The sequence below is a fragment of the Kocuria gwangalliensis genome (assembly GCF_039544365.1).
Lineage (GTDB): Bacteria > Actinomycetota > Actinomycetes > Actinomycetales > Micrococcaceae > Kocuria > Kocuria gwangalliensis.
In genome coordinates, this window is the sequence record NZ_BAABLN010000023.1 from 37,867 (window position 1) to 60,851 (window position 22,985).

21 protein-coding genes are annotated in these 22,985 nt (G+C 63.1%); 7 read left to right on the plus strand and 14 right to left on the minus strand.

The genetic code is table 11. The features are described from left to right. Positions 1–182: 182 nt before the first annotated feature. Complete coding sequence (locus ABEA06_RS08310; RefSeq protein WP_303381754.1) at positions 183–1,043, plus strand: lipid II:glycine glycyltransferase FemX; 861 nt, start codon at positions 183–185, stop codon at positions 1,041–1,043. 91 nt (positions 1,044–1,134) lie between these two features. Here the strand turns inward: ABEA06_RS08310 and ABEA06_RS08315 are convergent, their stop codons facing one another. The 5 genes from ABEA06_RS08315 to dnaB all read right to left on the minus strand — a co-directional run bounded on the left by ABEA06_RS08315 (position 1,135) and on the right by dnaB (position 7,983). After that, a complete protein-coding gene (locus tag ABEA06_RS08315; RefSeq protein ID WP_303381753.1) occupies positions 1,135–1,545 on the minus strand; it encodes a VOC family protein in 411 nt (136 codons plus the stop codon). Between the two features lie 4 nt (positions 1,546–1,549). Further along, the gene (locus ABEA06_RS08320; protein ID WP_303381752.1) at positions 1,550–2,350 is read right to left on the minus strand and encodes a helix-turn-helix domain-containing protein; all 801 of its coding nucleotides are present in this window, start codon (positions 2,348–2,350) and stop codon (positions 1,550–1,552) included. A gap of 132 nt (positions 2,351–2,482) precedes the next feature. Then, positions 2,483–3,625: a Fic family protein gene (locus ABEA06_RS08325; RefSeq protein WP_303381751.1), complete on the minus strand. Its 1,143-nt coding sequence runs from the start codon at positions 3,623–3,625 to the stop codon at positions 2,483–2,485. Positions 3,626–4,569: 944 nt separating this feature from the next. After that, positions 4,570–4,791 (minus strand): hypothetical protein, encoded by a 222-nt coding sequence (locus ABEA06_RS08330; RefSeq protein ID WP_303381750.1) that lies wholly within the window; start codon positions 4,789–4,791, stop codon positions 4,570–4,572. An 819-nt stretch (positions 4,792–5,610) separates the two neighbouring features. After that, entirely contained in the window at positions 5,611–7,983 is a 2,373-nt protein-coding gene (gene dnaB, locus ABEA06_RS08335; RefSeq protein WP_345311169.1) for a replicative DNA helicase, read from the minus strand. Positions 7,984–8,236: 253 nt separating this feature from the next. Here dnaB and ABEA06_RS08340 point away from each other — a divergent pair, with 253 nt between their 5' ends. Both ABEA06_RS08340 and ABEA06_RS08345 read left to right on the plus strand, forming a co-directional pair. After that, complete coding sequence (locus ABEA06_RS08340) at positions 8,237–9,673, plus strand: hemolysin family protein (protein ID WP_345311170.1); 1,437 nt, start codon at positions 8,237–8,239, stop codon at positions 9,671–9,673. Continuing rightward, positions 9,670–10,716: a hemolysin family protein gene (locus ABEA06_RS08345; RefSeq protein ID WP_303381747.1), complete on the plus strand. Its 1,047-nt coding sequence runs from the start codon at positions 9,670–9,672 to the stop codon at positions 10,714–10,716. Before ABEA06_RS08340 ends, ABEA06_RS08345 begins: the two co-directional genes overlap by 4 nt. A 96-nt stretch (positions 10,717–10,812) precedes the next feature. Here the strand turns inward: ABEA06_RS08345 and ABEA06_RS08350 are convergent, their stop codons facing one another. The 9 genes from ABEA06_RS08350 to ABEA06_RS08390 all read right to left on the minus strand — a co-directional run bounded on the left by ABEA06_RS08350 (position 10,813) and on the right by ABEA06_RS08390 (position 17,865). Continuing rightward, on the minus strand, positions 10,813–11,124 hold the full coding sequence (locus ABEA06_RS08350; protein ID WP_303381746.1) for a hypothetical protein: 312 nt from the start codon (positions 11,122–11,124) through the stop codon (positions 10,813–10,815). A gap of 172 nt (positions 11,125–11,296) precedes the next feature. Then, positions 11,297–11,746: a 50S ribosomal protein L9 gene (rplI, locus tag ABEA06_RS08355; protein WP_303381745.1), complete on the minus strand. Its 450-nt coding sequence runs from the start codon at positions 11,744–11,746 to the stop codon at positions 11,297–11,299. Between the two features lie 20 nt (positions 11,747–11,766). Beyond that, a complete protein-coding gene (gene rpsR, locus ABEA06_RS08360) occupies positions 11,767–12,003 on the minus strand; it encodes a 30S ribosomal protein S18 (RefSeq protein WP_016998183.1) in 237 nt (78 codons plus the stop codon). 65 nt (positions 12,004–12,068) lie between these two features. Then, positions 12,069–12,755, minus strand: a complete 687-nt coding sequence (locus ABEA06_RS08365; RefSeq protein WP_303381744.1) for a single-stranded DNA-binding protein — start codon at positions 12,753–12,755, stop codon at positions 12,069–12,071. A 124-nt stretch (positions 12,756–12,879) separates the two neighbouring features. Continuing rightward, the gene (gene rpsF / locus ABEA06_RS08370) at positions 12,880–13,185 is read right to left on the minus strand and encodes a 30S ribosomal protein S6 (RefSeq protein ID WP_095797186.1); all 306 of its coding nucleotides are present in this window, start codon (positions 13,183–13,185) and stop codon (positions 12,880–12,882) included. 127 nt (positions 13,186–13,312) lie between these two features. Then, a complete protein-coding gene (locus ABEA06_RS08375) occupies positions 13,313–13,756 on the minus strand; it encodes a TM2 domain-containing protein (protein ID WP_345311171.1) in 444 nt (147 codons plus the stop codon). Between the two features lie 28 nt (positions 13,757–13,784). Continuing rightward, entirely contained in the window at positions 13,785–14,918 is a 1,134-nt protein-coding gene (locus ABEA06_RS08380) for a hypothetical protein (protein WP_345311172.1), read from the minus strand. A gap of 62 nt (positions 14,919–14,980) precedes the next feature. After that, the gene (locus ABEA06_RS08385) at positions 14,981–16,243 is read right to left on the minus strand and encodes a glycosyltransferase 87 family protein (protein WP_345311173.1); all 1,263 of its coding nucleotides are present in this window, start codon (positions 16,241–16,243) and stop codon (positions 14,981–14,983) included. A 197-nt stretch (positions 16,244–16,440) separates the two neighbouring features. Next, positions 16,441–17,865, minus strand: a complete 1,425-nt coding sequence (locus ABEA06_RS08390) for a CCA tRNA nucleotidyltransferase (protein WP_345311174.1) — start codon at positions 17,863–17,865, stop codon at positions 16,441–16,443. A gap of 93 nt (positions 17,866–17,958) precedes the next feature. Between ABEA06_RS08390 and ABEA06_RS08395 the strand changes: the two genes are divergently transcribed. The 4 genes from ABEA06_RS08395 to trxB all read left to right on the plus strand — a co-directional run bounded on the left by ABEA06_RS08395 (position 17,959) and on the right by trxB (position 22,919). Then, entirely contained in the window at positions 17,959–18,459 is a 501-nt protein-coding gene (locus tag ABEA06_RS08395; RefSeq protein ID WP_303381739.1) for an NUDIX hydrolase, read from the plus strand. A gap of 64 nt (positions 18,460–18,523) precedes the next feature. After that, positions 18,524–20,176, plus strand: a complete 1,653-nt coding sequence (gene murJ, locus ABEA06_RS08400) for a murein biosynthesis integral membrane protein MurJ (RefSeq protein ID WP_345311175.1) — start codon at positions 18,524–18,526, stop codon at positions 20,174–20,176. A 66-nt stretch (positions 20,177–20,242) separates the two neighbouring features. After that, complete coding sequence (locus ABEA06_RS08405) at positions 20,243–21,805, plus strand: hypothetical protein (protein ID WP_303381737.1); 1,563 nt, start codon at positions 20,243–20,245, stop codon at positions 21,803–21,805. 88 nt (positions 21,806–21,893) lie between these two features. After that, complete coding sequence (trxB, locus tag ABEA06_RS08410) at positions 21,894–22,919, plus strand: thioredoxin-disulfide reductase (RefSeq protein ID WP_425559511.1); 1,026 nt, start codon at positions 21,894–21,896, stop codon at positions 22,917–22,919. Positions 22,920–22,985 lie beyond the last annotated feature (66 nt).

Consider the following 22,985-nt stretch of genomic DNA (forward strand, 5'->3'; position numbering starts at 1 on the left):
ATAAGATTTTTTGACGACCTGCTGAATGCCCCCCGCCAGAACGCTCTCCTTCTCGCCCGGTGCTGCTCAGTAACCACCGAAAGCCCCGTACAGTGATTCTCGCTCCGCTTCAAGGGACCACGTGGCGCCGGGTCCAGGAGGCCGAAGGTCGCCGTGTGCTTTCCGGCCATGGAGAGGGATGGATGGCGCAGGCCATCGTGGAGGAGCGGCCCGTTGGCCGCTATCTGTACTGCCCCTACGGCCCGGTGGCCCGAGACAACGAATCCTTCGACGCCGCCCTGCGCTGGCTATTCACCCAGGCTCGAGACACCCGATCGTGGTTCTTGCGCGTGGAACCACCCAGCCCGTCGGGTTGGTTTCGGCAGGCGACCGACAAGGAAATCTTCCGGCGTCGAACAGTCCTGCAAAGCCGAGGCTTCCGACGAGCGGCTCGCGCCCTGCAGCCACTCCGGACCCGGTGTCTGGACCTGACGGTGGACGAGCCGGAACTGCTGAGAGCCATGACCGGCACCAACCGCACCCTCCACCGCAGTACGGCAAAACGTGGCCTGACGATTGAGGCCAGCCACGACCCGGGGGACATCCATCATTTGATCAGCCTGCTGGCCTCGACCGCACAGCGTCAGGACTTCCGGTCTCGTGACTCCACGCATCTTAGGACCCTGGCCGAGACCACACTTCCTACCGGCGCCGGCACCCTCTTTCTCGCCCGTCAGGGTGACCAGGTGCTCAGCGCGAACCTGGTGATCGATGACGGCGGTGTGCGAATGTTCCTCCACGGTGCATCCGATCCCGCGTACCGAAAGTTGCGGGCGCAACAGTCGCTCACGGTCGCGGCCGTTCTGGACGGTCGAGAACGCAAACTTGAGGCGGCCGATCTGTTCGGGATCGCACCCAACGACGACCCCGGGCACCCGTGGGCAGGGTTCACCAAGTTCAAAGCATCGTTCGGCGGTCATGTTCTGGAGCACCTGGGGGCCTGGGACCTGCCCATTCGACCCGCCGCGTACCACGCACTGCGGGCGGTGCAGAGAATCCGGTGAGCATTGTGTGGCTGGGGTCGGGGCGTCACCCGATCATCGGCACCCAGTCAGCCCTCGAGCCGCGCACCTTCCCATGCTGCCCCTCAAGACATCACTCACCCGGATAAGACCCCACGCTCCATTGGTTACCTTCGGGGTCCGCGATGGTTGCCGAACGCCCTCCGTAGTCCTGATCCGTGGGCTCCGCAATGCTTGTGCCGTCGGCTGCGAGCGCCCTTCGGAATACTTCGTCCACTTCGGTGTCTGTGTCCACCACCAAGTAGCACTTGGCCTGCCCGACCATCTCGGCATGCGCGTGCGGGTTGTCTTTGCGCACGGACCCGAACATCACGCCGCCGTTGTCGCGCCATCGATATTGGGCATGCTCGACGACGCTCGGATCGTTGTCATCGGCATACAAGACCACCTCTTCGAACCCCAGGGCCCGTAAGAACTCCGCGCCGCGAGCGGCGTCGGTGAAGGTCAGTGAATGGAACAGCTGTGGTTTCATGTTGTGTGTCATGACCTCATCCTGCCGGGCCGGGGTACTGCAGGTCTTGAAGAAATGGGAACTCTTGCTCGCTCGTCGGCGACTGCCCCGCGAGCGTGTGCCATTCTCTCGACAGATGGGACTGATCGGCGAAACCTGCGGCGTAAGCGGCGTCGGCGAGCCTGGCACCCTGGCGGACCATCGTTCGAGCTCGGGAGAAACGGGCGAGGCGACTGAGTTGCTTGGGCGAGATGCCGACCTCGCTGCGAACCCTGATGTTGAGATACCGACGTGACCACCCGACGTCGGCGGCGGTCTGGGCCACCCCGCATCCGCGGCACAGCAATCGCCACGCGCGGCGGATGTCGGCGGGCATCAGGAACTCTTCCAGGCGGTCCAGGAGTAAAAATTCTAGGACCGCAAACCGCTGGGGCCACTCGGCTTGTTCGGCAATCCGAGCGTATTCACTCTCCGTCAGCCCGCGCGGCAACTCAACCAGGTCCACGCTCTGTCCGGCCAACTCGGCCAAGGGTGCTCCGAAGAGTGCACGGCAGCCCAACGGTGTCAGTTGAAGTTGGATTCCGCGCTGTAATCCGTGGGTGCGAATCAGGGCGGGAGACAGGTGCAGCCCGGAGGCCGAGGCCCACAGCTTTTGCGAATCACGCTCGCCGAACCAGCCGACATCGAGTGGCTCATCAAGGGCGATGATCAGCGTGGCCGTCGCGTTGGGGACGCCGAGGTGCACCTGATCTTCGCTGAGGGTGATGTCATAGCCCACCATTGGCCCGGCGAGGTAGTCCCGCAAGACCGGATGCGGCTGCTGGATCGCCCCAGTCATGCCGCCAAGTTAGCACGGGGTGACATCTGGGGCGCAGGTTCGCACGGACGCAGTCTGAGGGGATGAAAGTGTCAATTCCGAACCCGGATTCTGCGTCTATCTCACTTCACGCTGCGGAGTGCAGACACCGTGTCAGTCCTTCAGAACTGACGGCAACATTCCCAACTCGTCCAACCGACGCACCACGTGAATAGTCAGCTGGTTTTGCCACAGACCGATCCCGTATCCAGCTGGATTCCGCACTTTCAGCAGAAGGTTAGCGTCCAAGAGCTTCTTCAGTTTGTGGCTGCGAGATGACGGGGATCCGGGTAGGACATCGCGAAGGTCACCCGGCTTGCACTTCCCACGCCTGGCCACCTCGTAAAGAACATTGGCATCACTTTCTTTCACATCACCCCCGGCCACTGCAGCGTTCAGCGCCGGAGCGAATACTTCATCTGCAATGAACAACCGATCCGACAACTGGGTTACTGAAAAGAGATCGTCTCGAAGCCCTCTGATCATGTAGTGGCACCACGCGAGAGTGCCGTCCTCCGACAAGCTGTCCGCCACGGCCAGATTGTCGTAGTACGCCTGTCGATCCGCGCCAAAGACGGCGGTGGGGTTCAACGGTCGAGCGTCGCTGGGGGACGTGTATCCCCGATTGGTGAGCATCGCGTATGTCAAGAGTCTGGAGACCCGGCCATTGCCATTGGCAAATGGGTGGATCCAAACAAATCGATGATGGACCAATGCCACTTGAATCAGCTGCTGTTGAGACAGGACATCCTGATTCGCGAAATCGATCAACTGATCCATGTCCGCTTGAATCGCCGCTGGTTCCGGGGGGATATGGCGTGCCCCAGATATGGCAACCGGGGTCGTCCTGTAACTACCCGGATGAGGATCCCCCTCGCGTTCCAGACCGTTCACGGACAACTGGTGCAAATCCCGGACCAGTTTATGCGAGATTCGTAGAGTCTCTTCCTCGACCAGACGGTCTATATATCTTGTAGCTTCCTCAAGTTGGAGAATCTCTCGGACGGCGTCCTGTGCATCTTCTCCCGTGCTCTGCGCCCGACGTGTTTCTGCGATCACATCTGCCACCGTGGTTCGGTTACCTTCGATCCGAGCTGACATGATGCTGGTCAGCCCCTGGAACAGTCGCCGGAGCTCAAGAGTTAGTGGATCCGCCAACCGTTCAGTACGAAAATCAACTCGGACACGCTCAAGATCGAAGAGCGCCGACGCCAAAGAACCATCGAACGGGATGTGGGGGAACACGATGGGCTGCATGCCAGAATTTTACCAATAGCCAGATCGGAATTTGAACACATCTACGTCGCACCCCATTAAATTCAAGGGTTCTGAGAGCAGATGCCACGTGAAAAATTTGAACGAACACCGCTGCAAGAGTTGACCTCATCAGACCATGACTCAACGAGCACGGTTATCAAGGTTGCCCGCAATTCATCAATCGCTGCAGGCGCCAATGGATGCGCAGCTGTAGCAAGACCGGGTAGACGTGCAGCAGCCCTCGCAGCCCCAGAATCCACAGCACGGCGAACTATGAGATCGGAGCAGCGACTAACGCAACGACCAGATGGACCGCTGCGCCCCACGCATGCGCCATTCCTGAAGATCGAACGGAGGCGTAAAGTTCTTTCGGCGGACGGCGTTCTGTGAGATGAGGCTTCATGCACCGCACGACTCGGTTCCTCAGAATGAGGTCGAGGAACCGGCGGAAAACATCCATATCCAACACCCTCCCGATTCGATTCGCGCCATCACTCACGTGGAAGTCGGACTCGGGCAGCGCCCGCCCAAGCTTGTTACCCACGAAGAACGCTCCATTGTTCGAGACGAGACTGGTGGCCAGCGCAAAGGCGGAACCCTCCGACACCTGCTTCGCGTCCCACCACAGAGGGACCCAACGCGGTCAGGGCTGTTGTCACGAGAGTCGTGATTAAGAGATCGTCTACCTTCTCTCGTCACGTAACCAGTTAACGGGTACACCAATTTTCGGGAGTACATGCCCCTCTAATACCGTTCTCCAGCGGACGACGCCGCTCGGCCGGCCCTCGCGCCTAGACCCCCTCCAACGCCATGTTCGCGAACCGCGAGTAGTGACCTTGGAACGCCACCACGATGGTCTTGGTGGGGCCGTTACGGTGCTCCGCCACGATGACCGGTGGCCGATGACCAAGGACGGGCACTGATGGCTTGGTGCGACCATGAATTCACGGCCCGCTGATAAGTGTGACGAGCACTACTAGCCCCTGGATGAGCACGAGGCCCCAAAGCACGGAGGCGAAGGCCCACCAGAAGTGGCGAGTGTACACGGCGAAGGCCGCCCCGATCAGCCCGAGGAAGATGGGGATCAGGAAGAGCCAAACGGGTCGATTGCTGCCGGATCCAGTCCAATCCGGCATCAGCAGAACAAACACCAAGGCCAAAAGCATTAATATCCACGTAGCAGTCGGCCGGCGCTCAGCCCCCCGAATGTCTCTGGACGGGTCAGTAGCAGCCATAACAGCCACACTCCGATTTCTACTTGAGCGGATTGCACAAACAGTAGGTGAAGTAGGTGCTCACAGCGGCCGCCGTTGCGCGTTCCCGGGAATTCATGCGGTGGGCGTTCTGCCGGATGTCCGTGACGATAGCTCGATCGCAGGAACAAGCAAAGTAACCCCGTGAGCCGTAGCACCGGTCGTGCTTCCTGCAGATCGAATCCAGCACATCGAGAGCAGGTCCTCCACCGTAACCAGGCCCGCACCAATTCCCCCAGACAGGAACGCTCAGCCGGGCAGCCGTCGTTCCATTTCCAGTAGCGTTATGAGCGGACGCTAGCTGATTAATTGTCTGCCCGATATCAATGATTTCTGGACTTGCACCGGCAGCTCGGGCGGCTGCCAGGTCGAAGTAGACCGATCCGTCAGGGGAGGTCTGCATATATTTGCCAGACTCGGACACCTGGGCATTAAACTTCTCGCCTACTGACTTATTCGATGCAAAGGCCGCCTTCGAAGACACCCCCATAGCGGGCGCAACGCTAGAAGCTGATGGCGAGGCGACCGCGGGACCTCCTATCATCAGGAGAGCCGTGATTCCCACGGACAGCCCTACATAGCTGGTTCGCGGTGACTTGTTGAAAACCTTTGCGAGCTCACGACGGAACCCTGAACAAGTCTTATTCTTCCCGGCCAAATGAGCATTTCGACAATAATTACGTATCGCAATCAGGCCCTCGTCAGTGGATTAAGGCTTGATGTCCCCGGATCTTAGAACCCCTCCAGCGCCATGTTCGCGAACCGCGAGTAATGACCCTGGAACGCCACCACGATCGTCTTGGTGGGGCCGTTGCGGTGCTTCGCCACGATCACATCGGCCTCACCGGCACGCGGTGACTCCTTGTCGTAGACGTCCTCACGGTGCAGCAGGATGACCATGTCCGCGTCCTGCTCGATCGAGTTGTGGACGGTCACGCCGTTGGCCACAAAGTTGTGGGCGCCAACCACGGTGGCATCAAAGACTTCCTCCACGCCGTCATCCTCCATGGACACAATGCGATCCCAATACAGATCGTTCATCGCCATCATGTCCAGGTCGTGGGTATCGAGCGCGGAAATGACTTCTTCCAGCCGAGATTGGGGCGGTCGGGTGATCGTCGCCGCGCCGCCACCAGCCACAGAGGACGCCGATACGCGGTTTTCCAAAAGACTCCGGACCTCGTCCCACGCGTTGTACATTCCGTCGGGGTCGGAAGCAGCCTTTTTTCCCTTCACAGCCCGCAAAGCAGAACGCAGCTGGGTCGCGGCCACCGCAGATTCACCAGCCACAGGGATCTGCTCCAGGAACATCAGCTGATCCTCGAACTCGTCAATCGACACGACAGAAGCAGCAGTACCTGCACCTGAAGAAACAGTCCCCACGATTCCGAACCGCAACAGCAGGCGGGCCACGGCATCGGCGGCGTCACGCGACGTCGTCGTCAGAGAAATCTCACCGCACTCGCCGGACGTTGCCGAGGAAATCGATCCGGAACGGGACCATGCCGAGCTGAGCAGCAACCGCACCTGGTCCTTGGGAAGTCCGAATATTGAAGCTGGCACGGACGAGAGCCCGGCCAACTGCGCGCCCAAGGCGGTCACTTCAGCGTCACTCATGGATACAGAAGAAACGGGCGCCCCCACATGCCGCGGGATACCCAACCGATCCCCCACACCCAGGTCGCCCAGAGCCCGCCAGCCCGCGTACGTGAAGAACTTGTGGTTCGCCGTCGCCCGCACCTCGCGCCCGGACGCCAGACGCAACCGGAAGACGGGCTTCACACCGGTGGAGAACACGTGCGTCATCGGTCGCTGCACGTAACGCAGGTCGTCCGCGAGCGCCCACACGGGCACGTCCTTCTCGCCCGACTCGTACAGCTCACGCATGGTCGTCTCCGCGCCCGTGTCCGCGCGCAGAATCCGGGTGTCGCCGGTCAGGCAACCCGATTCGCGCAGGTCACTCACCTGCGGCTTTTTGTCCGTGCGCTGCTCGGAGCCACGGTTCAGCTGGGACAGCGCGATGACCGGAACTTCGAGCTCCTTGGCCAGCAGCTTGAGCGCACGGGAGAACTCGGAGACCTCCTGCTGACGGGATTCGACCTTCTTGCCGGAACTCATGAGCTGCAGGTAGTCGAGGACCACGAGCTTCAAATCATGCTTTTGCTTCAGGCGCCGGCACTTGGCGCGAATCTCCATGAGCGACATGTTGGGCGAATCGTCGATGAACAGCGGCGCCGAATCCATTTTGCCCATGATCTGCGCGATCTTGGCCCACTGCTCGTCCTGCAGTGTGCCGGCGCGCAGGTCCTGCATCTGCAGGGTGCCCTCCGCGGCCAACAGACGCATGGCGATCTCATTACGGCTCATTTCGAGCGAGAAGATCACGGAGGTCATGTTGTGCTTGATGGACGCGGAGCGTGCGATGTCCAGCGCGAACGTGGACTTACCCATGGCCGGGCGCGCCGCGATCACGATCATTTGTCCGCCCTGGAACCCGTGGGTCAGCTCGTCCAGTTCAATGAACCCGGTGGGCACACCCTGCATGCCCTCGCGGTTACCGGCGGCCTCGATCTCGTCGACCGCGGCCTCCATGACGTCACTGAGCACCACGTAGTCCTCGGACGTGCGCCGCTCCGCCACCTGGTAGATCTCGCCCTGAGCCTCGTTGACGATGTCATCGACCTCGCCGTCCTGCGAGTACCCCAGCTGCGCAATCTTGGTACCGGCCTCCACCAACCGCCGCAGCACCGCACGCTCGCGCACGATCTCCGCGTAGAAACCCGCATTGGCCGCGGTCGGTACGGACGCGATCAGCGAGTGCAGGTACGCCACGCCACCGATGCGTTCGATCTCACCGCGCTTGGTGAGCTCGTCGCCCACGGTGATTGCATCGGCGGGTTCGCCGCGCCCGTACAGGGAGATCACGGCGTCGTAAACGGATTCGTGCGCCGGCTTGTAGAAATCCACTCCGCGCAGCACTTCCACCACGTCCGCAATGGCGTCCTTGGAGAGCAGCATGCCGCCCAGCACCGACTGCTCCGCCACGTTGTCATGCGGCAGCGAGCGCCCGTACTCCTCGCGCGATCCGGACGTGTATTCCGACACCCTCACTCACTTCCATTCCTCAAAGACTGCGCTCCATTGTCGCACTGTGCCACGACACGGATAACACGCGTTCGCCAAGGGGGACCACGACGCCGCTCACCCCCTGGAAACTCCCGGGTTTCGCCTGTAGATTGATCCCGTTTCATACCTCGCGGCGCTTGGCGCGCCGCCCTCACCTAGATACGGAGATCATGAGCGCCCCTAGCGACGCCCCCTGTGAAAGACCCGGTTTTCTGAGTTGTAGCCAGGGGTGGTGGAGCTAGTGGAAGTCGTCTCCATCATCGTCGGACTCGTGCTGGTCGCAGCGTGCGGCGCCTTTGTTGCCGCCGAGTTCTCCCTCATCACCGTCAATCGAAATGACGTAGAGGCCGCCGCCAAGACCGGGGACCGCCGCTCCCAGGGTGTGTTGAAGGGCATGAAAACCCTGTCCACCCAGCTCTCCGGAGCCCAGCTGGGCATCACCGTCACCAACCTGGGCATCGGCTTCCTCGCGGAACCCGCCATTGCCGCCCTCATCGTGGGGCCGCTCACCGACGTCGGCCTGTCACCCGTCGCTGCCCGCTCCACCTCCATCACGCTTGCGCTGGTGCTGGCCACCGGCCTGACCATGATCTTCGGCGAACTGGTACCCAAGAACCTTGCCATTGCCAAGCCCCTGGCCACCGCGAAGGCAGTGGTCGGATTTCAGCGCGGCTTCACCAAGGTGCTGGGCTGGCCCATCCGCCTGTTCAACAACAACGCCAACAAGATCGTGCGCGCGTTGGGCGTGGAACCACAAGAGGAACTGGCCTCAACGCGCTCCCCCGAGGAACTCGCCGGGCTGGTCCGCCATTCCGCCAATCAGGGCGCACTGGCCTCCCAGACCGCGGAGCTGGTTGAGCGCTCGTTCGCGTTCGGTGACCGCCGCGCACATGACGTGATGACCCCGCGCGGTCAAATGGTCACCCTCTCCCCGAACAACACCGTGCGGGATCTGCTGCGAGAGTCCAAGGCCACCGGTTTCTCCCGCTTCCCGGTGCTGCACGACGACAAGGAACACGTTCTGGGCCAGGTGCACGTACGCCGGGCCCTGGCCGTGCCCTACGCCCAACGTGAGTCCGTGACCGTCGAGGACATCATGGGCGAGGCCCGCTTTGTCCCGGACACCGTGGAACTCGACGACCTCATGGACGTGCTGCGCACCGGTGCCCTGCAGATGACCCTGCTCGTGGACGAGTTCGGCGACATCGCCGGGCTGGTCACCCTGGAGGACCTCGTGGAGGAACTCGTGGGTGAGGTGCGCGACGAGCACGACCCCCAGGACGAGCCCCACGCCGAACAACACGATGACGTGTGGACCTTCTCCGCGGCCCTGCGCCCGGACGAGGCCAGTGAGCACCTGGGCGTCACGGTCCCCGAACACGAGGACTACGAAACCCTGGCCGGGCTCATCACCTTGAACCTGGGCCGCCTGGCCGAGGTGGGAGACACCGTCACGGTCGAATCCGATCCTGACCCCGGCGAGGATCCCCAACTCATCACGTTCGAAGTGACCGACCTGGACGAACACCGCATCACCGAGCTGACCGCTCGCGTGCACGAGCTGCCGTCCGAGGATGAGACCGAGCACGAAAACCAGGAGCACAACGCGAAGGCCACGGACCACCCCGAGGCCCCCAGCGGCGTCGTCGAGCAGGAGGAAAACCGATGAACGACTTCGCCGGAGTGCTGCTCACCGTGTTGCTGCTTGCGGGCAACGCATTCTTCGTGGGCGCGGAATTCGCCCTGATCTCCGCGCGCCGCACCGTGATCGAACCCAGGGCGCTCGAGGGTAAGTGGGCCGCCAAGGTCACCCTCAGGGCCATGGAAAACGTCTCGCTCATGATGGCGGGCGCGCAGCTGGGCATCACCATTTGCACCCTGGCTCTCGGCGCGATCAGTGAACCGGCCATTGCGCACCTGCTCGAAGTTCCGTTCGCCGCGATCGGCGTGCCGGAGGCCCTGCAGCACCCGATTGCATTCGCGATCGCGCTGGCCTTGGTGACCTACCTGCACGTGGTGGTCGGCGAGATGGTCCCGAAAAACATCGCGCTGGCCACCCCCGAGCGCAGCGCCCTGGTGCTGGGCCCCCTCCTGATGGGCGTGGTCACCGTGCTGCGGCCGCTGCTGTGGCTCATGAACGGGATCTCCAACGGCATTCTGCGCCTGATGCGCGTGCAGCCCAAGGACGAGGTCACCTCGGTCTTCACCCGCGACGAGGTTGCCGCCCTGGTCGCCGAATCACGCCACGGCGGGTTGCTCGAAGCCAACGACGAGCGCCTACTCCTGGGCGCCCTGACCTTCGAGGAACGCAGCGTCAACGGCATCCTGATCCCCATGAGCAAGGTGACGTGCCTGCCCTCGGGCGTCACCACGGCCCAGGCGGAGATCATTGCCGCGGACAGCTACTCGCGCTTCCCGATGCTCGCCCGTGACGGCTCGCTGGCCGGTTACGTCCACATCAAGGACCTGATCGAAGAGGACGACGCCGCTCGCGACCTTCCCATCGAGGCCACCCAGGTGCGCGCACTGCCGCGCATTGACGCGGATATGCCGCTGCGACAGGCGCTGACCATCATGCAGAACTCGGGTGCCCATCTGGGCGCCGTGATTTCAGCGGACGGTCGCGTGGACGGCATCGTCACGCTGGAGGACATGCTCGAGGAACTCGTGGGTCAGATCCGCGACGACAGCCGCATGATTCGCGAGGCTTGACGAGATGCGCTGTCCACGGGTTGTGGAAAACCTGTGGACAGCGTGTGGAACACGCCGCGCAACTTGTGCACGGGTTGTGGACGGCCCTGTGGATAACTAGAGCACGGCGGCGATCAGCCCGAGCCACAGCAACGGTGATAACAGCAGCGAAAGTACCAACAGGACAATGAACCTCCCCCTCAGCGGGGGAAAGGCAACCAACCCGGCAATGCCCAGTATCGCCGCAATAATGGACGCTATGACGCTGACGACCAACCCGATCACCAGCACCAATACGGCCCCTCGGGGGTCCAGAGAGGTGCCCAGGGTAAAGCTCCCGGCAAAGGCTGCGACGGCCAGGCCGAGGCAGCCCAGTCCGACCCAGTAAAGCTGAGACCCGCTGAGTCCCCTGCGTGCCTTGATTTCCATACCGAAAATCATCACATGTAACCCCCCGGGGCTTCCGGCCGCGAAACTTGGGAAAGTCATCGGTGCCGGCCAAACCGTGGAAACACAAAGAAGAATCCCGCAGGTCGGTGACCTGCGGGATTCTTCTCAATCACATTCCGGGGGCATCGCGCGGGATGCCCAGGGGATGAAATCAGGCGGGGACAACCTCGAACTCGACGTTCGCGTTGACCTCTTCGTGCAGTCGAACCACGGCCTGGTACACGCCGGTGGTCTTGATGCGCTGGGTGAGCTCGACACGACGCTTGTCGATGGAGCCCAGACCCGAGGCCTGGACGGCCTTGGCAACGTCTTCAGCGCGCACCGTGCCGAACAAGCGGCCCTCGGCACCGGACTTGACCGGAACGGTCAAGGTGGTGGAGGTCAGCTTGGCAGCCAGGGCCTGTGCATCCTCCAGGGATGCCAGGTCACGAGCGGCACGTGCGTTCTTGATGGATTCGATCTGCTTTTCAGCGCCACGGCTCCAGGGGGTTGCAAAACCGCGCGGGAAGAGGAAGTTACGGGCGTAGCCGTTCTTCACGTCAACCACGTCACCGGCTGAACCCAGCCCGGAAACTTCGTGGGTCAGAATGATCTTTGCCATAGATTCTCAGTCCTCTCAGATCAGCGGCCGGCGCCGGAGTAGGGCAGCAAAGCAACTTCACGAGCGTTCTTGATCGCCAAAGCGATCTTGCGCTGCTCCTGAACGGACACGCCGGTCACGCGGCGTGCACGGATCTTGCCGCGGTCGGAGATGAACTTGCGAAGCAGAGCGACGTCTTTGTAATCGATCTCGGTGACGCCTGCCGCCTTGAGCGGGTTCTGCTTTGGTTTCGGCTTGCGAATTTCAGCCTTGGCCATCGTGGTGCTCCTTTTCGGATGCGGAGCCCGCAGGCGGGCCTGCGGGATGGGGTGAATAAGTGTGTTTAGAAGGGGGGCTCATCTTCGGAATCGGCACCCCAGTCGTAATTACCACCGGAGGACTGACCCCAAGGATCGTTGCCCTGTTGCGGACGCTGCTGCGCGCCACCGCCGCGGTTGGCACCGGGGTTACCCCCGCTGAAACCACTTTGCTGGTTGCCGCCGCCGGAGCCGGCGAAGTTGCCGCCCTGGTTTCCACCAAAGCCGCCACCCTGCTGGCCGCCGCTGAATCCGGAGTCTCCACCGAATCCGCCGCCGCCACCACCACCGCCGGTGTTACCGAAGCTCTGGTTGCCGCCGTAGGAGTTGCCTCCCTGGCCACCACCGCGCGAGTTGCGGTTGATCTTGGCGGTTGCGTACCGCATGGAAGGGCCGATCTCGTCGACTTCCAGCTCCTGGCTGGTGCGTCGCTCCCCTTCCTTGGTCTCGTACGAGCGTGCTTTGAGCCGACCTTGAACGATCACGCGAGTGCCCTTGCTCAGGGACTCTGCCACGTTCTCCGCTGCTTCACGCCACACCGAGCAGCGCAGGAACAGGGTTTCCTGATCCTTCCACTCATTGGACTGCCGATCGAAGGCCCGCGGGGTGGATGCAATCGTGAAATTGGCCACCGCGGCTCCGGACGGAGTGAAGCGCAGTTCGGGGTCGGCGGTCAGATTGCCGATCACTGTAATGACGGTATCGCCAGCCATGTGAACCTCCGGTATCTGTGGACGCTGGATGCGAGACGTTGTGGGTTTTGAAGCATCTCACGGTTATCCCGTAAGGGGCGTGGGTGAGACGCCCTGTGCAGCCCTGGTGGACCGCACAGTCAACTCACTTGGCTTCGATCTTCTGTTCTTCAGGGCGGATGATCTTGGTGCGCATCACGGCCTCGTTCAGGCCCAGGACACGGTCCAGTTCCTGAGCGGTGTGCGGCTCAGCGGTGAAGTTCACAACGGCGTAAATGCCTTCGGCCTTCTTCTGGATCTCGTAGGCCAAGCGACGACGGCCCCAGATGTCGACGTTGTCGACGGTGCCGTTCTCCTTGGTGACTACCTCGAGGAACTTCTTGAGGGTCGGCTCAACGGCGCGCTCCTCGACCTCGGGGTTGAGGATCACCATCAATTCGTATTCACGCATGTAAAGAACCCACCTCCTTCGGGCTAAACGGCTGCGGTCCTTCCGCAGCAGGAGGTTCTGTGCGTTTGTCGGTACCGATCGCGTATCGAACGGCACACAGACTTGCCGAGTTTACTACAACTGCGGCTCAGTAGCCATTGACACGGCGGGCCAGCCGCACGTTGAGCTGCGCGACCCGCAGCGGGATGAGGAACAGATCAATGATCATGAGCAGCCCCCAGAAGCCCAGGATGAACCAGCCGATGATGATCGGGGTGGTGAACCAACCAATGGCCCACAGCAGAATGTAGAAGATTCCCTGAAAGGGCTGCTGCAGGTAGAACTTGTGCACACCCAGCCAGCCCAGGAAGAACCACAGCACATAGGACAACAGGGCGGACTTGCCGCCCACCACGTTGACCACGGCCGGACCCTGGCGGGGTTGACCCCAGGAGGACTGCCCGGGGTTGTGCTGGAAACCGCCGGGGCGGAATCCGCCGTCCTGGTGATTGCCCCGCTGATATCCACCGGCTCGAGTGCCGTCGCGTGGGGGCAGCGGCTGAGGTGTGTAGTATTCCGGCTCTTGGGCCACGATGACTCCCTCTTCGACTGGTTCCAGTTTACGAGGCGTCGAATGCCCGTTCGGTATCGGTCAGCGCTCGGCGCAATTGCACGTCCGTGGTGATGTCGTTCCCGGTGGAGCGAGTGGTAACGTCCAGACCGAATTCCACGCGCTCGGTCTTGGCGCGTCCGTCTTCGCGATACGTCACCTTGGCCACGGCCGGGCGGTAGCGCTGAGCATGGAACTGGAGCGGATCCGCGTCATCGGGTTGCAGAACCAGTGCCGGCCGGACCTCCAGTTCCCATTCCACATTGCTCACCCCGTCCGGCAGGGCGTCGGGTTGCGCGTTTTCCGACTCCGACGCCGCTCCCTCCGCCCATGAGCTGGGCGCCGGGCACTTTTCGAGGTCCAGGCGAAGCCCACCTTCACAATCGCTGATCACCGCGCCGATTTCACGGTCAACCGTCTCCCACATTCGCGGGGAGGGCCCGAACGTGAGTTCCATGGACACGGACCGGGGATCTCGAATGTCTATGCTCCCAGTGGCATTCGTACTAGCCACCAAGTAGGAGTCCTCAGGGAAACCCACGTCGTAACTACCGGGGAGGCCCGCGAACTGCCACGCACGGGCGGGGCCGTCATCTATAGCGCGCAACGCGCCGGTGGCGGGCCGTACGGACTGGCCGTTCACGGACAGGGTGTCCACCGCCGCGGGCAGCTTCACCTCGACCGTTTGGTTGTCCAGGTCCTTGAGCCGCCACGTGTCGTTGAGGAAACCGGAAGTGGTCAGCTTGTCCACCGTGTACGTCAGGCGGTGGGTCTGGTCGTCACCCGTGCGCACGTCCACCTCGACATCGGCCTGGGTTCCGTGCTCGGAGACGGACACGATCTCATGAGCCACCGGGCGGTCGTGCGAATTGCGGTACACGGAGTTGGGCAGGATCTGCACCATGGGATCACTGCTGGTGATGCTCAGCGGGGCCAAAACCTGCCGTGCACTGCCCCGCTCCAATTGCGCGAGGTAGTTGTCAACAGCGGACTCGGGTTCGCGTGCGACCAGGAAGAAGTTGATCACGGTGCTCCACAACAGAACCACCACGACCACTCCCGCCAAGATCAACAACAAGGGCTTGAGAAGTGATCGCAACGAGGGCGGTTGCCAGTGGGCCATCGAAGGCTTGCGGTTCTCCATGATCCCTTTCCGAGAGGCATGGGTGGCTGGGGTTGGCTCATGGCCTGGTGACCGGGGTTGCATCATGTGAGAGCGGACGCCCCGAGCGCCAGCGCCTTGCGGCCGCGAAACATGTCGATCACCGCGGCCACCACAAAGTAAATCAGGAACAGGTAGCGGATGACCGCCAGAATGTCCTGGGGCGCCCACCCGAATTGTTCGACCCACGGCAGGGTGGGCCAGGCGGCAGCGGGGAGCACCACGGTGGCCCAGTAGAGCACTTCAACCGCTTGCCAAAGACCGAATTCGATCCAGTTGCGGCGGCACAGGATCACCAGTGGCACCAGCCACAGCACGTAGTTGAGCGAGTAATCCTTGGCCAGCAGCACCCACAGGGCCAGCAGCAGGAACATCACCTGCACCACGGACGGTTCACGGCGGCTCAGCAACGAGATCAGCAGCACGAACACCAAGCCCAGCACCATGGTCAGGAGCACGTACTGACCCACGCTGCCGCCGTCCAGGGCCAGACCGGTGCGCGGTTCAATGTTGTTGTTCCACACGTTCCAGAACGAGGACTGTTCCGTATTGGAGTCCACGATGTTGTCGAACTGTGCCCGCCATTGATCCCACGCCGTGAGCATGTACGTGCCGTTGATCAGAATCCACGCGATAGCGGCGCACAGGAGCGCGCTGATGAAGTCCTTGATGAACCGGTGGCGTGCGGCCATGATCAGGATGGCCAGCAGGACCACCACGGGGAAGAACGCCACGGACGCGCCAAAGCCCACCATGAATCCCGCGAGCGCCGGGTTGCCGCGCACGTAGCCCAGCAGGGCGAGCATCATGAAAAGCACGGCCCACAGGTCCCAGGTCTGGAAACCCACGAGCACCACCACGGGTGACAGGGCCATGACCAGCGCATCTGATGAGCGTGAACCACTCAGCGAGGACACCACGGCCACGATGGCCAACCACACCAGGGCCAGCAGAACGAGGGAGAGGTCCAGGTAGATGCCCTGGTCCACGTCGATACCCAGCAGGGAGGAGAGGTTGGAGGCGAACCAGCCGATGATGGTGGTGATCATGCCCACCAGGACCGGCTGATCCCCGGTCGGTCCGCCGGTGAAGAAGCCGCCGGCCGCGTCCGTGGAGCGCACACCCATATCGCCGGTGCCGATCACGGTGGCGCACAGTTCGGGGACGTCCTCCGCGAGGTTCCAGTTGGGCACCCGGCACGGCACACGCAGCAGGTACGCCATCATGACCGTGTAGAGGCCCAGACCGAGCAGCAGCAGGCCGGAATTTCCGCCGCCGCCGCGCTTCTTGGCGCCTTCCATGCTCATGCGCGTACTCCTCCGGTGGACACAGGGACGGCATTAGTCTTCCACGGCCCCGCCCCGTTCGCCGCTCGTGGCGCGACCCACCCCCACAATTTACGACGCCGCTCGCGCACGTCGCGCACGCGGACCCGGCCCCGGTGCGGGCCCACGCACTTCACGCCACCAGACTCGCCGGTGGTCCCATTCAGTGGCCCGTGCCGTCAGACCGTGCCGATGCCCTTGGATCGGGCCCACTCGATGAGCCGTTCGCGCGCGGCATGTTCACCCACTGCACCTTGGTCCAAACGCATCTCGAGCAAGAACTTGTAGGCCCTGCCCACCTCGGGGCCGGGACCGATCCCCAGGGTTTCCATGATCTGCTGACCGTCCAGTTCGGGACGCACGGCCTCGAGCTGTTCTTGTTCGCGCAATTCGGCGATGCGCCGTTCGAGGTCGTCGTAGGCGGTGGCCAAGCGCGCAGACTTGCGTTTGTTGCGGGTGGTCACGTCTGAGCGCGTGAGGCGATGCAATCGTTCCAACTGGTCACCGGCATCGCGTACGTAGCGGCGCACCGCGGAGTCCGTCCACCCCGCATCCCCATATCCGTAGAAACGCATATGTAGTTCGACCAGGCGGGTGACCTTCTTAATGGTGTCGTTGTCGAAACGCAGCGCCTTCATCCGTTTGCGGGTCAGCTTGGCACCGACCACCTCGTGATGTCGGAAGCTCACGGCGCCGCTGGGCTCGAAGCGACGGGTGGCCGGCTTACCCACGTCATGCATGAGCGCGGCGAAACGCAAGGCGAAGTCCGGAGCCGGAACCGGGCCGTCCGCACCGGTCTCTTTCTCCGCCGCCTGCTCCATCACCGTCAGGGAATGCTGGTAGACGTCCTTGTGGTGGTGCGCTTCATCGGTCTCCAACTTGAGTGCGGGCACCTCGGGAAGCACGATCTCCGCAAGACCGGTGTCCGTCATGATTTCTATGCCTCGGCGGGGATATGCGCCGCACACGAGCTTGACCAGTTCTTCGCGCACGCGTTCGGCGGAAACGATCTCAATGCGCCGCGCCATGGCCGTCATCGCCTCCCGGACGGGCTCGACCACCTCCAACCCCAGCTGTGAACTGAAGCGCGCCGCACGCATCATGCGCAGGGGGTCGTCCGTGAAGGAATCCTCGGGGGTTCCCGGAGTGCGCAGCACACCGGCGTGCAGGTCCTTGATACCGCCGAAGGGATCCACCAGCTCCAGGTCCGGTAACCGCAGGGCCATGGCGTTGACGGTGAAGTCGCGGCGTCGTAAATCCTCGGTGAGGTCTTCCCCGAAGGCAACCACCGGTTTGCGTGAATCGGGATCGTAGGCCTCTGCGCGATACGTGGTGACCTCGAGCTGCAGACCGGCCTTGCGCATCCCGATGGTCCCGAAGTCCCGACCGATCTCCCAGTGCGCATCCGCCCACTTCTTGATGACCGCGAGGGTCTGATCCGGGGTGGCGTTGGTGGTGAAATCCAGGTCCAGGGCGTCCCGGTCCAGGAAGAGGTCCCGCACGGGACCACCCACCAGGGACAACTCGTATCCGGCGTCGGCAAAGAGCCGCCCCAGTTCGAAAGAGACGGGGTGGAGAGAGGAGGTATCGAACAGCTGCGTCATGATGGCCGTAATTATCTCATTTCTTCCACCCGTGCCCGGCCCGCCAATTCCCGGGTCAGGGAGTGTTCGGGGAATATGGCTAAGGTAGGAGTCATGGCTTTTCCCGTCCCTAGCGCGCCCAAGAGGCGACCGAACCAACCGGTCTCCGCGCTGCCCACGGTGGAAGAAGTCTCGGCCGGCGGCATTGTGGTGAACCTTCAGGACCCCACTCATCCGGTGGCCATTATTGCTCGCATCAATCGCGGTGGCCGCCTGGAATGGTGCCTCCCCAAGGGCCACCCCGAAGGCGATGAAACCAACCAAGAAGCTGCTGTCCGTGAGATCGAGGAGGAAACCGGCATCATGGGCCGCGTCCTCTCTCCCCTGGGCAGTATCGACTACTGGTTCACGGTGTCCGGCCACCGAGTTCACAAGACCGTTCACCATTTCCTGTTGGAAGCCACCGGCGGTTTCCTGACCACGGAGAACGATCCCGATCACGAGGCCGTTGACGTCGCCTGGTCCGGTATCGACGATCTTGACCGCAAACTGTCCTTCCCCAACGAGCGGCGCATTGCTGACATCGCTCGGGAGTACATCATTCATCAGTTGTAATCGCGCCCGCGGATCGGCTCCGCGGTGACTGCCGTTGCATTCCCCGTGCAGGAAGGCCTGTTTCATGCAGAGATCCGGTGCGCGTTCCAGCGCCATCATGGCGTCCGGAACCTTGGTCTCCCGGGTTCTCGGTTTTGCCAAGGCATTGCTGATCACGGTGGCCATCGGCTCGCTAACCACCATGGCGGACGTGTTCGAACTCGCCAATAACCTGCCCAACCTGATTTATGTCCTGATCGCCGGCGGTGTGTTCAATGCCGTGCTGGTTCCGCAGATCATTAAGGCCTCCAAGAACCCGGATGCGGGCGCGGACTACATTTCCCGACTGATCACCCTGGCCGTGCTCGCGCTGCTCGGGGTCACGGCCGTGGTGCTCGCGTGTGCGATCCCGATCATCCGGATCATGGGTCCGGGCTGGTCCGAGGGCCAGCTGAGCATGGCCATCACCTTTGCCCTGCTCACGTTCCCCCAGATCTTCTTCTACGGCCTGTACACCGTGGTGGGCCAGGTGCTCAACGCCAAGGGTGCCTTCGGTGCGTACATGTGGGCGCCGGTACTCAACAACATCATTGCGATTGCCGGCCTGTTGGTGTTCATTTACCAGTTCGGTCCGTTCGCGCGCACTCCCCACACCCTGGAGAACTGGACCGCGGCTCAAACCTTCTGGCTCGTGGGCATGTCCACGGTGGGCGTGATCGCCCAGGCGCTCATTCTCTTCTGGCCGCTCAAGCGCCTGGGCCTGGGGCTGCGCCCCAAGTTCGGCTGGCGCGGCATCGGCTTGTCCACCGCCGCCAAGCTGGGCGGGTGGACGCTGGCCACCGGCGTCATCGCCAACCTCGCGTTCCTTGCCCTGACCCGTACCGCCGCGATCCCCACCGGCGCCCGTGACGTAGACCCGTCCGGCGGGGTCTCGGAGCAGATCGCCGGTGTCACCGCCCTCAACCAGGCCTCTTTGCTCTACTCGCTGCCCCACGGTGTGATCGGGCTGTCCATCGCCACGGTCCTGTTCAACCGCATGGCCGCCGCCGCGGACGCCGAGGACCGAGACAGCCTGGTCTCCTCGCTGTCCTCCAGCATGCGCATCACGAGCGTGGCCACGGTCTTCTGCATGGTCGCGCTCATCGTGTACGCGGGCCCGCTGGGCATGATGTTCTCCGGTGGCATCGCCCCGGCCGGCGCAGTGATCGGCCAAGTCATCACCGTCATCGCGATCGGCGCACCGTTCATGTCCACCGCGTTCATGCTCGGCCGCGCCTTCTACGCGCAGGAGGACGCCCGCACACCGTTCGTGGTCCAGCTGATCGTCTCGATCTTCACGGTCATATCCGCGATCGGCATTGCCCGTGTCCTGCCGCCCGAGCACATGGTCTTTGCCGTGGCCGGTTGCTACGCCGCCCAGAACATCCTGGCCACACTGCTTTATCACCTCGCACTCAGGCGCCGCATCGGCGATTACGACGTCGCTCGCATCCTGGGTGCCCACGTGCGGATCCTGGCGGCCTCGCTGGTAGCGGGCGCGGGCGGCGTCGTCGCGCTGTGGCTCATGGGCGGCTACGACACCGCCGGATTCCCGTGGCAGAACCAGATCACCGCGTTGATCTCCGTCATGGTGGGCGGCGTGGCCATGGGGCTGGTGTATTTGCTGGCCATGAGGCTCTTCCGGGTCGAGGAGTTCGGTTCCCTGATCGGCCCGTTGAAGGCCCGGGTGGGCCGGTAGACTGCGCAACAGTTTGTCGTCGCGCCCGCGAACCGCGCCGGGCGCCGTAACTCGAGGGAGTTCGCTGTGTCCCAGCCCATTGCGCTCGGAACTGTCCTGGGTGGCCGCTACCAGGTCACCGCATCTCTGTTGACCAGCGCGGACGGCGATCACGTGTTGCAGGGCGAGGACCAGATCCTGCGGCGCAGGGTGTCCATCCTGGTGCCCGGTGACAACCACGAACAGCTCATGGTGTCCAACGCGCGTTCCCTGGCCTCGGGGTCGGGCAGCGACCGGTTCCAGATCCTGGACCTCGGGCAGGCCCATGACACCACCTACGTGGTGACCTCCTACGCCCCCGCCGCGGACCTGCTGGACACCCTGCTCGTGGCGGAGAACGAGTTGGAGGACGAGTCCCTCTCGGACGACATCTTTGGCGACTCCCGCTCCGCTCCGGCATCCCCGTACGTCTACGAGGAACCGGAGCCCACCCAGCCCCACCAGGCCGTACCCACCCCGGGCGCCCAATCCGATGCGGGTGCCGATACGGACGAGGCCGCGGCACCCGGGAACAATCCCGCCGTGACCCGGTGGGGGGACGACGAGTACGACGCGTACCAGAACGCCCCCGCCGCTCCCTCCGTGCGGACCAAACTGGGCCGGGCCCGCAAGGTGGATCCCGAGTCCACCCGTTCGACGCTCTTCGATCGTGCCGCCTCCGGTGGCAGCGCCGCCGCCGCGGGAGCCTCGGCCGCCGCCGCCGGAAAAATTGATCCCACCTACGACGGTGACAATCGCTATGAGAGCTTCGAGGCCAACGAGGGTAACCCGGACCGTCTGGCCGGCTATCCGGTCGTCGAGGCCGAGACCCCGGCCCAGAGCTCCACGGGCGCCGGTGCCGCGGGCACGGCGGGAGCGGTGAGCGCGGTCGTCGGAGCTTCCGGTGGCGGTTCCGGTGCCGGTCCCGGCCCCTCCCACGATCCCGGAGCACCACGCAAGAAGCGCAACGGCCCGCTGCGGGCCCTGCTGTTACTCCTGCTGATCCTGGCCCTGCTGGCCGCTGTGGTCCTTGGCTTCCGCGCGCTGGGTGCGCTGAACTCGCAGCCCGATGACGGCCAGAACCCGGCTCCGCAGGGCGAGCAAACGACGTCGGCGCCTCAGGAAAGCGAAGCCGACGGCTCGGCGGCACCTTCGGAGCCCCGGGCGCAGGCGGTGACCCGTGTGACCTCGGATCCCAACTTCATGGATGACACGGACGCCACCCTGAGTCAGGCCATTGACGGCAATCCCGCCACGTACTGGCTCAGTTACGGCTTCTCGAACGCCAACTTCGGCAATCTCACCGACTATGTGGGGCTGGCCGTGGAACTTGAGGAACCGGCGCCCGTGTCCGAGGTCACGATCGACCAGGCCGGCGGCACCGGCGGCAACTTCACCGTGTACGTCTCGGATTCCCCGTCCATGGACGGCGCGCAGCAGGTCGGCACGGGGTCGTTCACCGGCCCGCAAATCACCGTGCCGCTCAGCCGGGCGGCGCAGGAGGATGAGCACGAGTACGTGCTCATCTTGTGGGAACAGCTGCCGCAGCTCACCAACCCCATTGGCGGGTACCAGTACGGTCTGCGTGTCGGGGAAGTTGCCGTTCGGTAACGGTCCGGAATATTCACGCCGTACCGGCACGTTCTTCCAGTAGTTTCCCGCCGCGAACGCGGTAATCCCCAGAAAGGTTTTCAGACACGTGAGCAATGATCTCGGCCCCTCCTTCGCGAACGCCGTGAACTTGAACCTGACGCCCGTCCAGGCGCAGGAGACCGCCCCCGCCACCTCCGACGACGCCGTCCACGACGTGGTCATCGTCGGTTCGGGACCCGCCGGTTACACCGCCGCTATTTACGCCGCTCGCGCGGACCTCAAGCCCATCGTGATCGCCGGCTCCGTCACCGCCGGTGGTGAACTCATGAACACCACGGATGTCGAGAACTACCCGGGTTTCATCGAAGGCATCATGGGGCCGGATTTGATGACCAACATGCAGCAGCAGGCCGAGCGCTTCGGTGCGGACATTCGTTTCGAGGACGTCACATCCTTGGAGCTGGAGGGCGAGATCAAGACCGTGACCGTCGAGGACGGCACCGTACTGCGCACCCGCACCGTGATCATGGCCACCGGTTCCGCCTACCGTAAGTTGGGCCTGCCCAATGAGGAGCGTCTGTCCGGCCACGGTGTGTCGTGGTGCGCCACGTGTGACGGGTTCTTCTTCAAGGAGCAGAACATCGCCGTGGTGGGTGGCGGTGACTCCGCAATCGAGGAGGCGACCTTCCTGACCAAGTTCGCGTCCAAGGTGACCCTGATCCACCGCCGCGATTCGTTCCGCGCCTCGGAAATCATGCAACAGCGCGCGTTCGATGATCCCAAAATCGACATCCTGTGGAACAAACAGGTCAAGGACATCCACGGTGAGTCCAAGGTGGAGTCCCTGACCCTGGAGGACACCGTGACCGGAGAAGCCTCGGAGCTGGATATCACCGGCTTGTTCGTGGCCATCGGCTCCGATCCCCGCGTTGATTTGGTCAAGGATCAGCTGGAACTGACCGTGGACGGCACCATTGCCGTGGACGGCCGTTCCTCGACAACGTCCGTCGCCGGTGTTTTTGCCGCCGGTGACGTGCTCGACGCCACCTACCGCCAGGCCATCACGGCTGCCGGCTCCGGATGCGTTGCCGCCATCGATGTGGAGCACTACCTGGCAGCGCTGGACAGCTGACCACGGGTGTCTGCGTCATAATCAATCTCAACCATTGGTGAATGGTCCGGCCCATCCGGTTATTCA

Excerpts from the sequence above, each read along its gene's own strand:
- ABEA06_RS08310 (WP_303381754.1), top strand. The coding sequence starts at position 183 with ATGGCGCAGGCCATCGTGGAGGAGCGGCCCGTTGGCCGCTATCTGTAC.
- ABEA06_RS08395 (WP_303381739.1), top strand. The coding sequence starts at position 17,959 with ATGGCTTTTCCCGTCCCTAGCGCGCCCAAGAGGCGACCGAACCAACCG.
- murJ (WP_345311175.1), top strand. The coding sequence starts at position 18,524 with ATGCAGAGATCCGGTGCGCGTTCCAGCGCCATCATGGCGTCCGGAACC.
- ABEA06_RS08390 (WP_345311174.1), bottom strand. The coding sequence starts at position 17,865 with ATGACGCAGCTGTTCGATACCTCCTCTCTCCACCCCGTCTCTTTCGAA.
- ABEA06_RS08350 (WP_303381746.1), bottom strand. The coding sequence starts at position 11,124 with ATGGAAATCAAGGCACGCAGGGGACTCAGCGGGTCTCAGCTTTACTGG.
- rpsR (WP_016998183.1), bottom strand. The coding sequence starts at position 12,003 with ATGGCCAAGGCTGAAATTCGCAAGCCGAAACCAAAGCAGAACCCGCTC.
- ABEA06_RS08345 (WP_303381747.1), top strand. The coding sequence starts at position 9,670 with ATGAACGACTTCGCCGGAGTGCTGCTCACCGTGTTGCTGCTTGCGGGC.
- ABEA06_RS08385 (WP_345311173.1), bottom strand. The coding sequence starts at position 16,243 with ATGAGCATGGAAGGCGCCAAGAAGCGCGGCGGCGGCGGAAATTCCGGC.
- ABEA06_RS08315 (WP_303381753.1), bottom strand. The coding sequence starts at position 1,545 with ATGACACACAACATGAAACCACAGCTGTTCCATTCACTGACCTTCACC.
- ABEA06_RS08380 (WP_345311172.1), bottom strand. The coding sequence starts at position 14,918 with ATGGAGAACCGCAAGCCTTCGATGGCCCACTGGCAACCGCCCTCGTTG.
- rplI (WP_303381745.1), bottom strand. The coding sequence starts at position 11,746 with ATGGCAAAGATCATTCTGACCCACGAAGTTTCCGGGCTGGGTTCAGCC.
- ABEA06_RS08330 (WP_303381750.1), bottom strand. The coding sequence starts at position 4,791 with ATGCTTTTGGCCTTGGTGTTTGTTCTGCTGATGCCGGATTGGACTGGA.
- rpsF (WP_095797186.1), bottom strand. The coding sequence starts at position 13,185 with ATGCGTGAATACGAATTGATGGTGATCCTCAACCCCGAGGTCGAGGAG.
- ABEA06_RS08320 (WP_303381752.1), bottom strand. The coding sequence starts at position 2,350 with ATGACTGGGGCGATCCAGCAGCCGCATCCGGTCTTGCGGGACTACCTC.
- ABEA06_RS08365 (WP_303381744.1), bottom strand. The coding sequence starts at position 12,755 with ATGGCTGGCGATACCGTCATTACAGTGATCGGCAATCTGACCGCCGAC.
- ABEA06_RS08325 (WP_303381751.1), bottom strand. The coding sequence starts at position 3,625 with ATGCAGCCCATCGTGTTCCCCCACATCCCGTTCGATGGTTCTTTGGCG.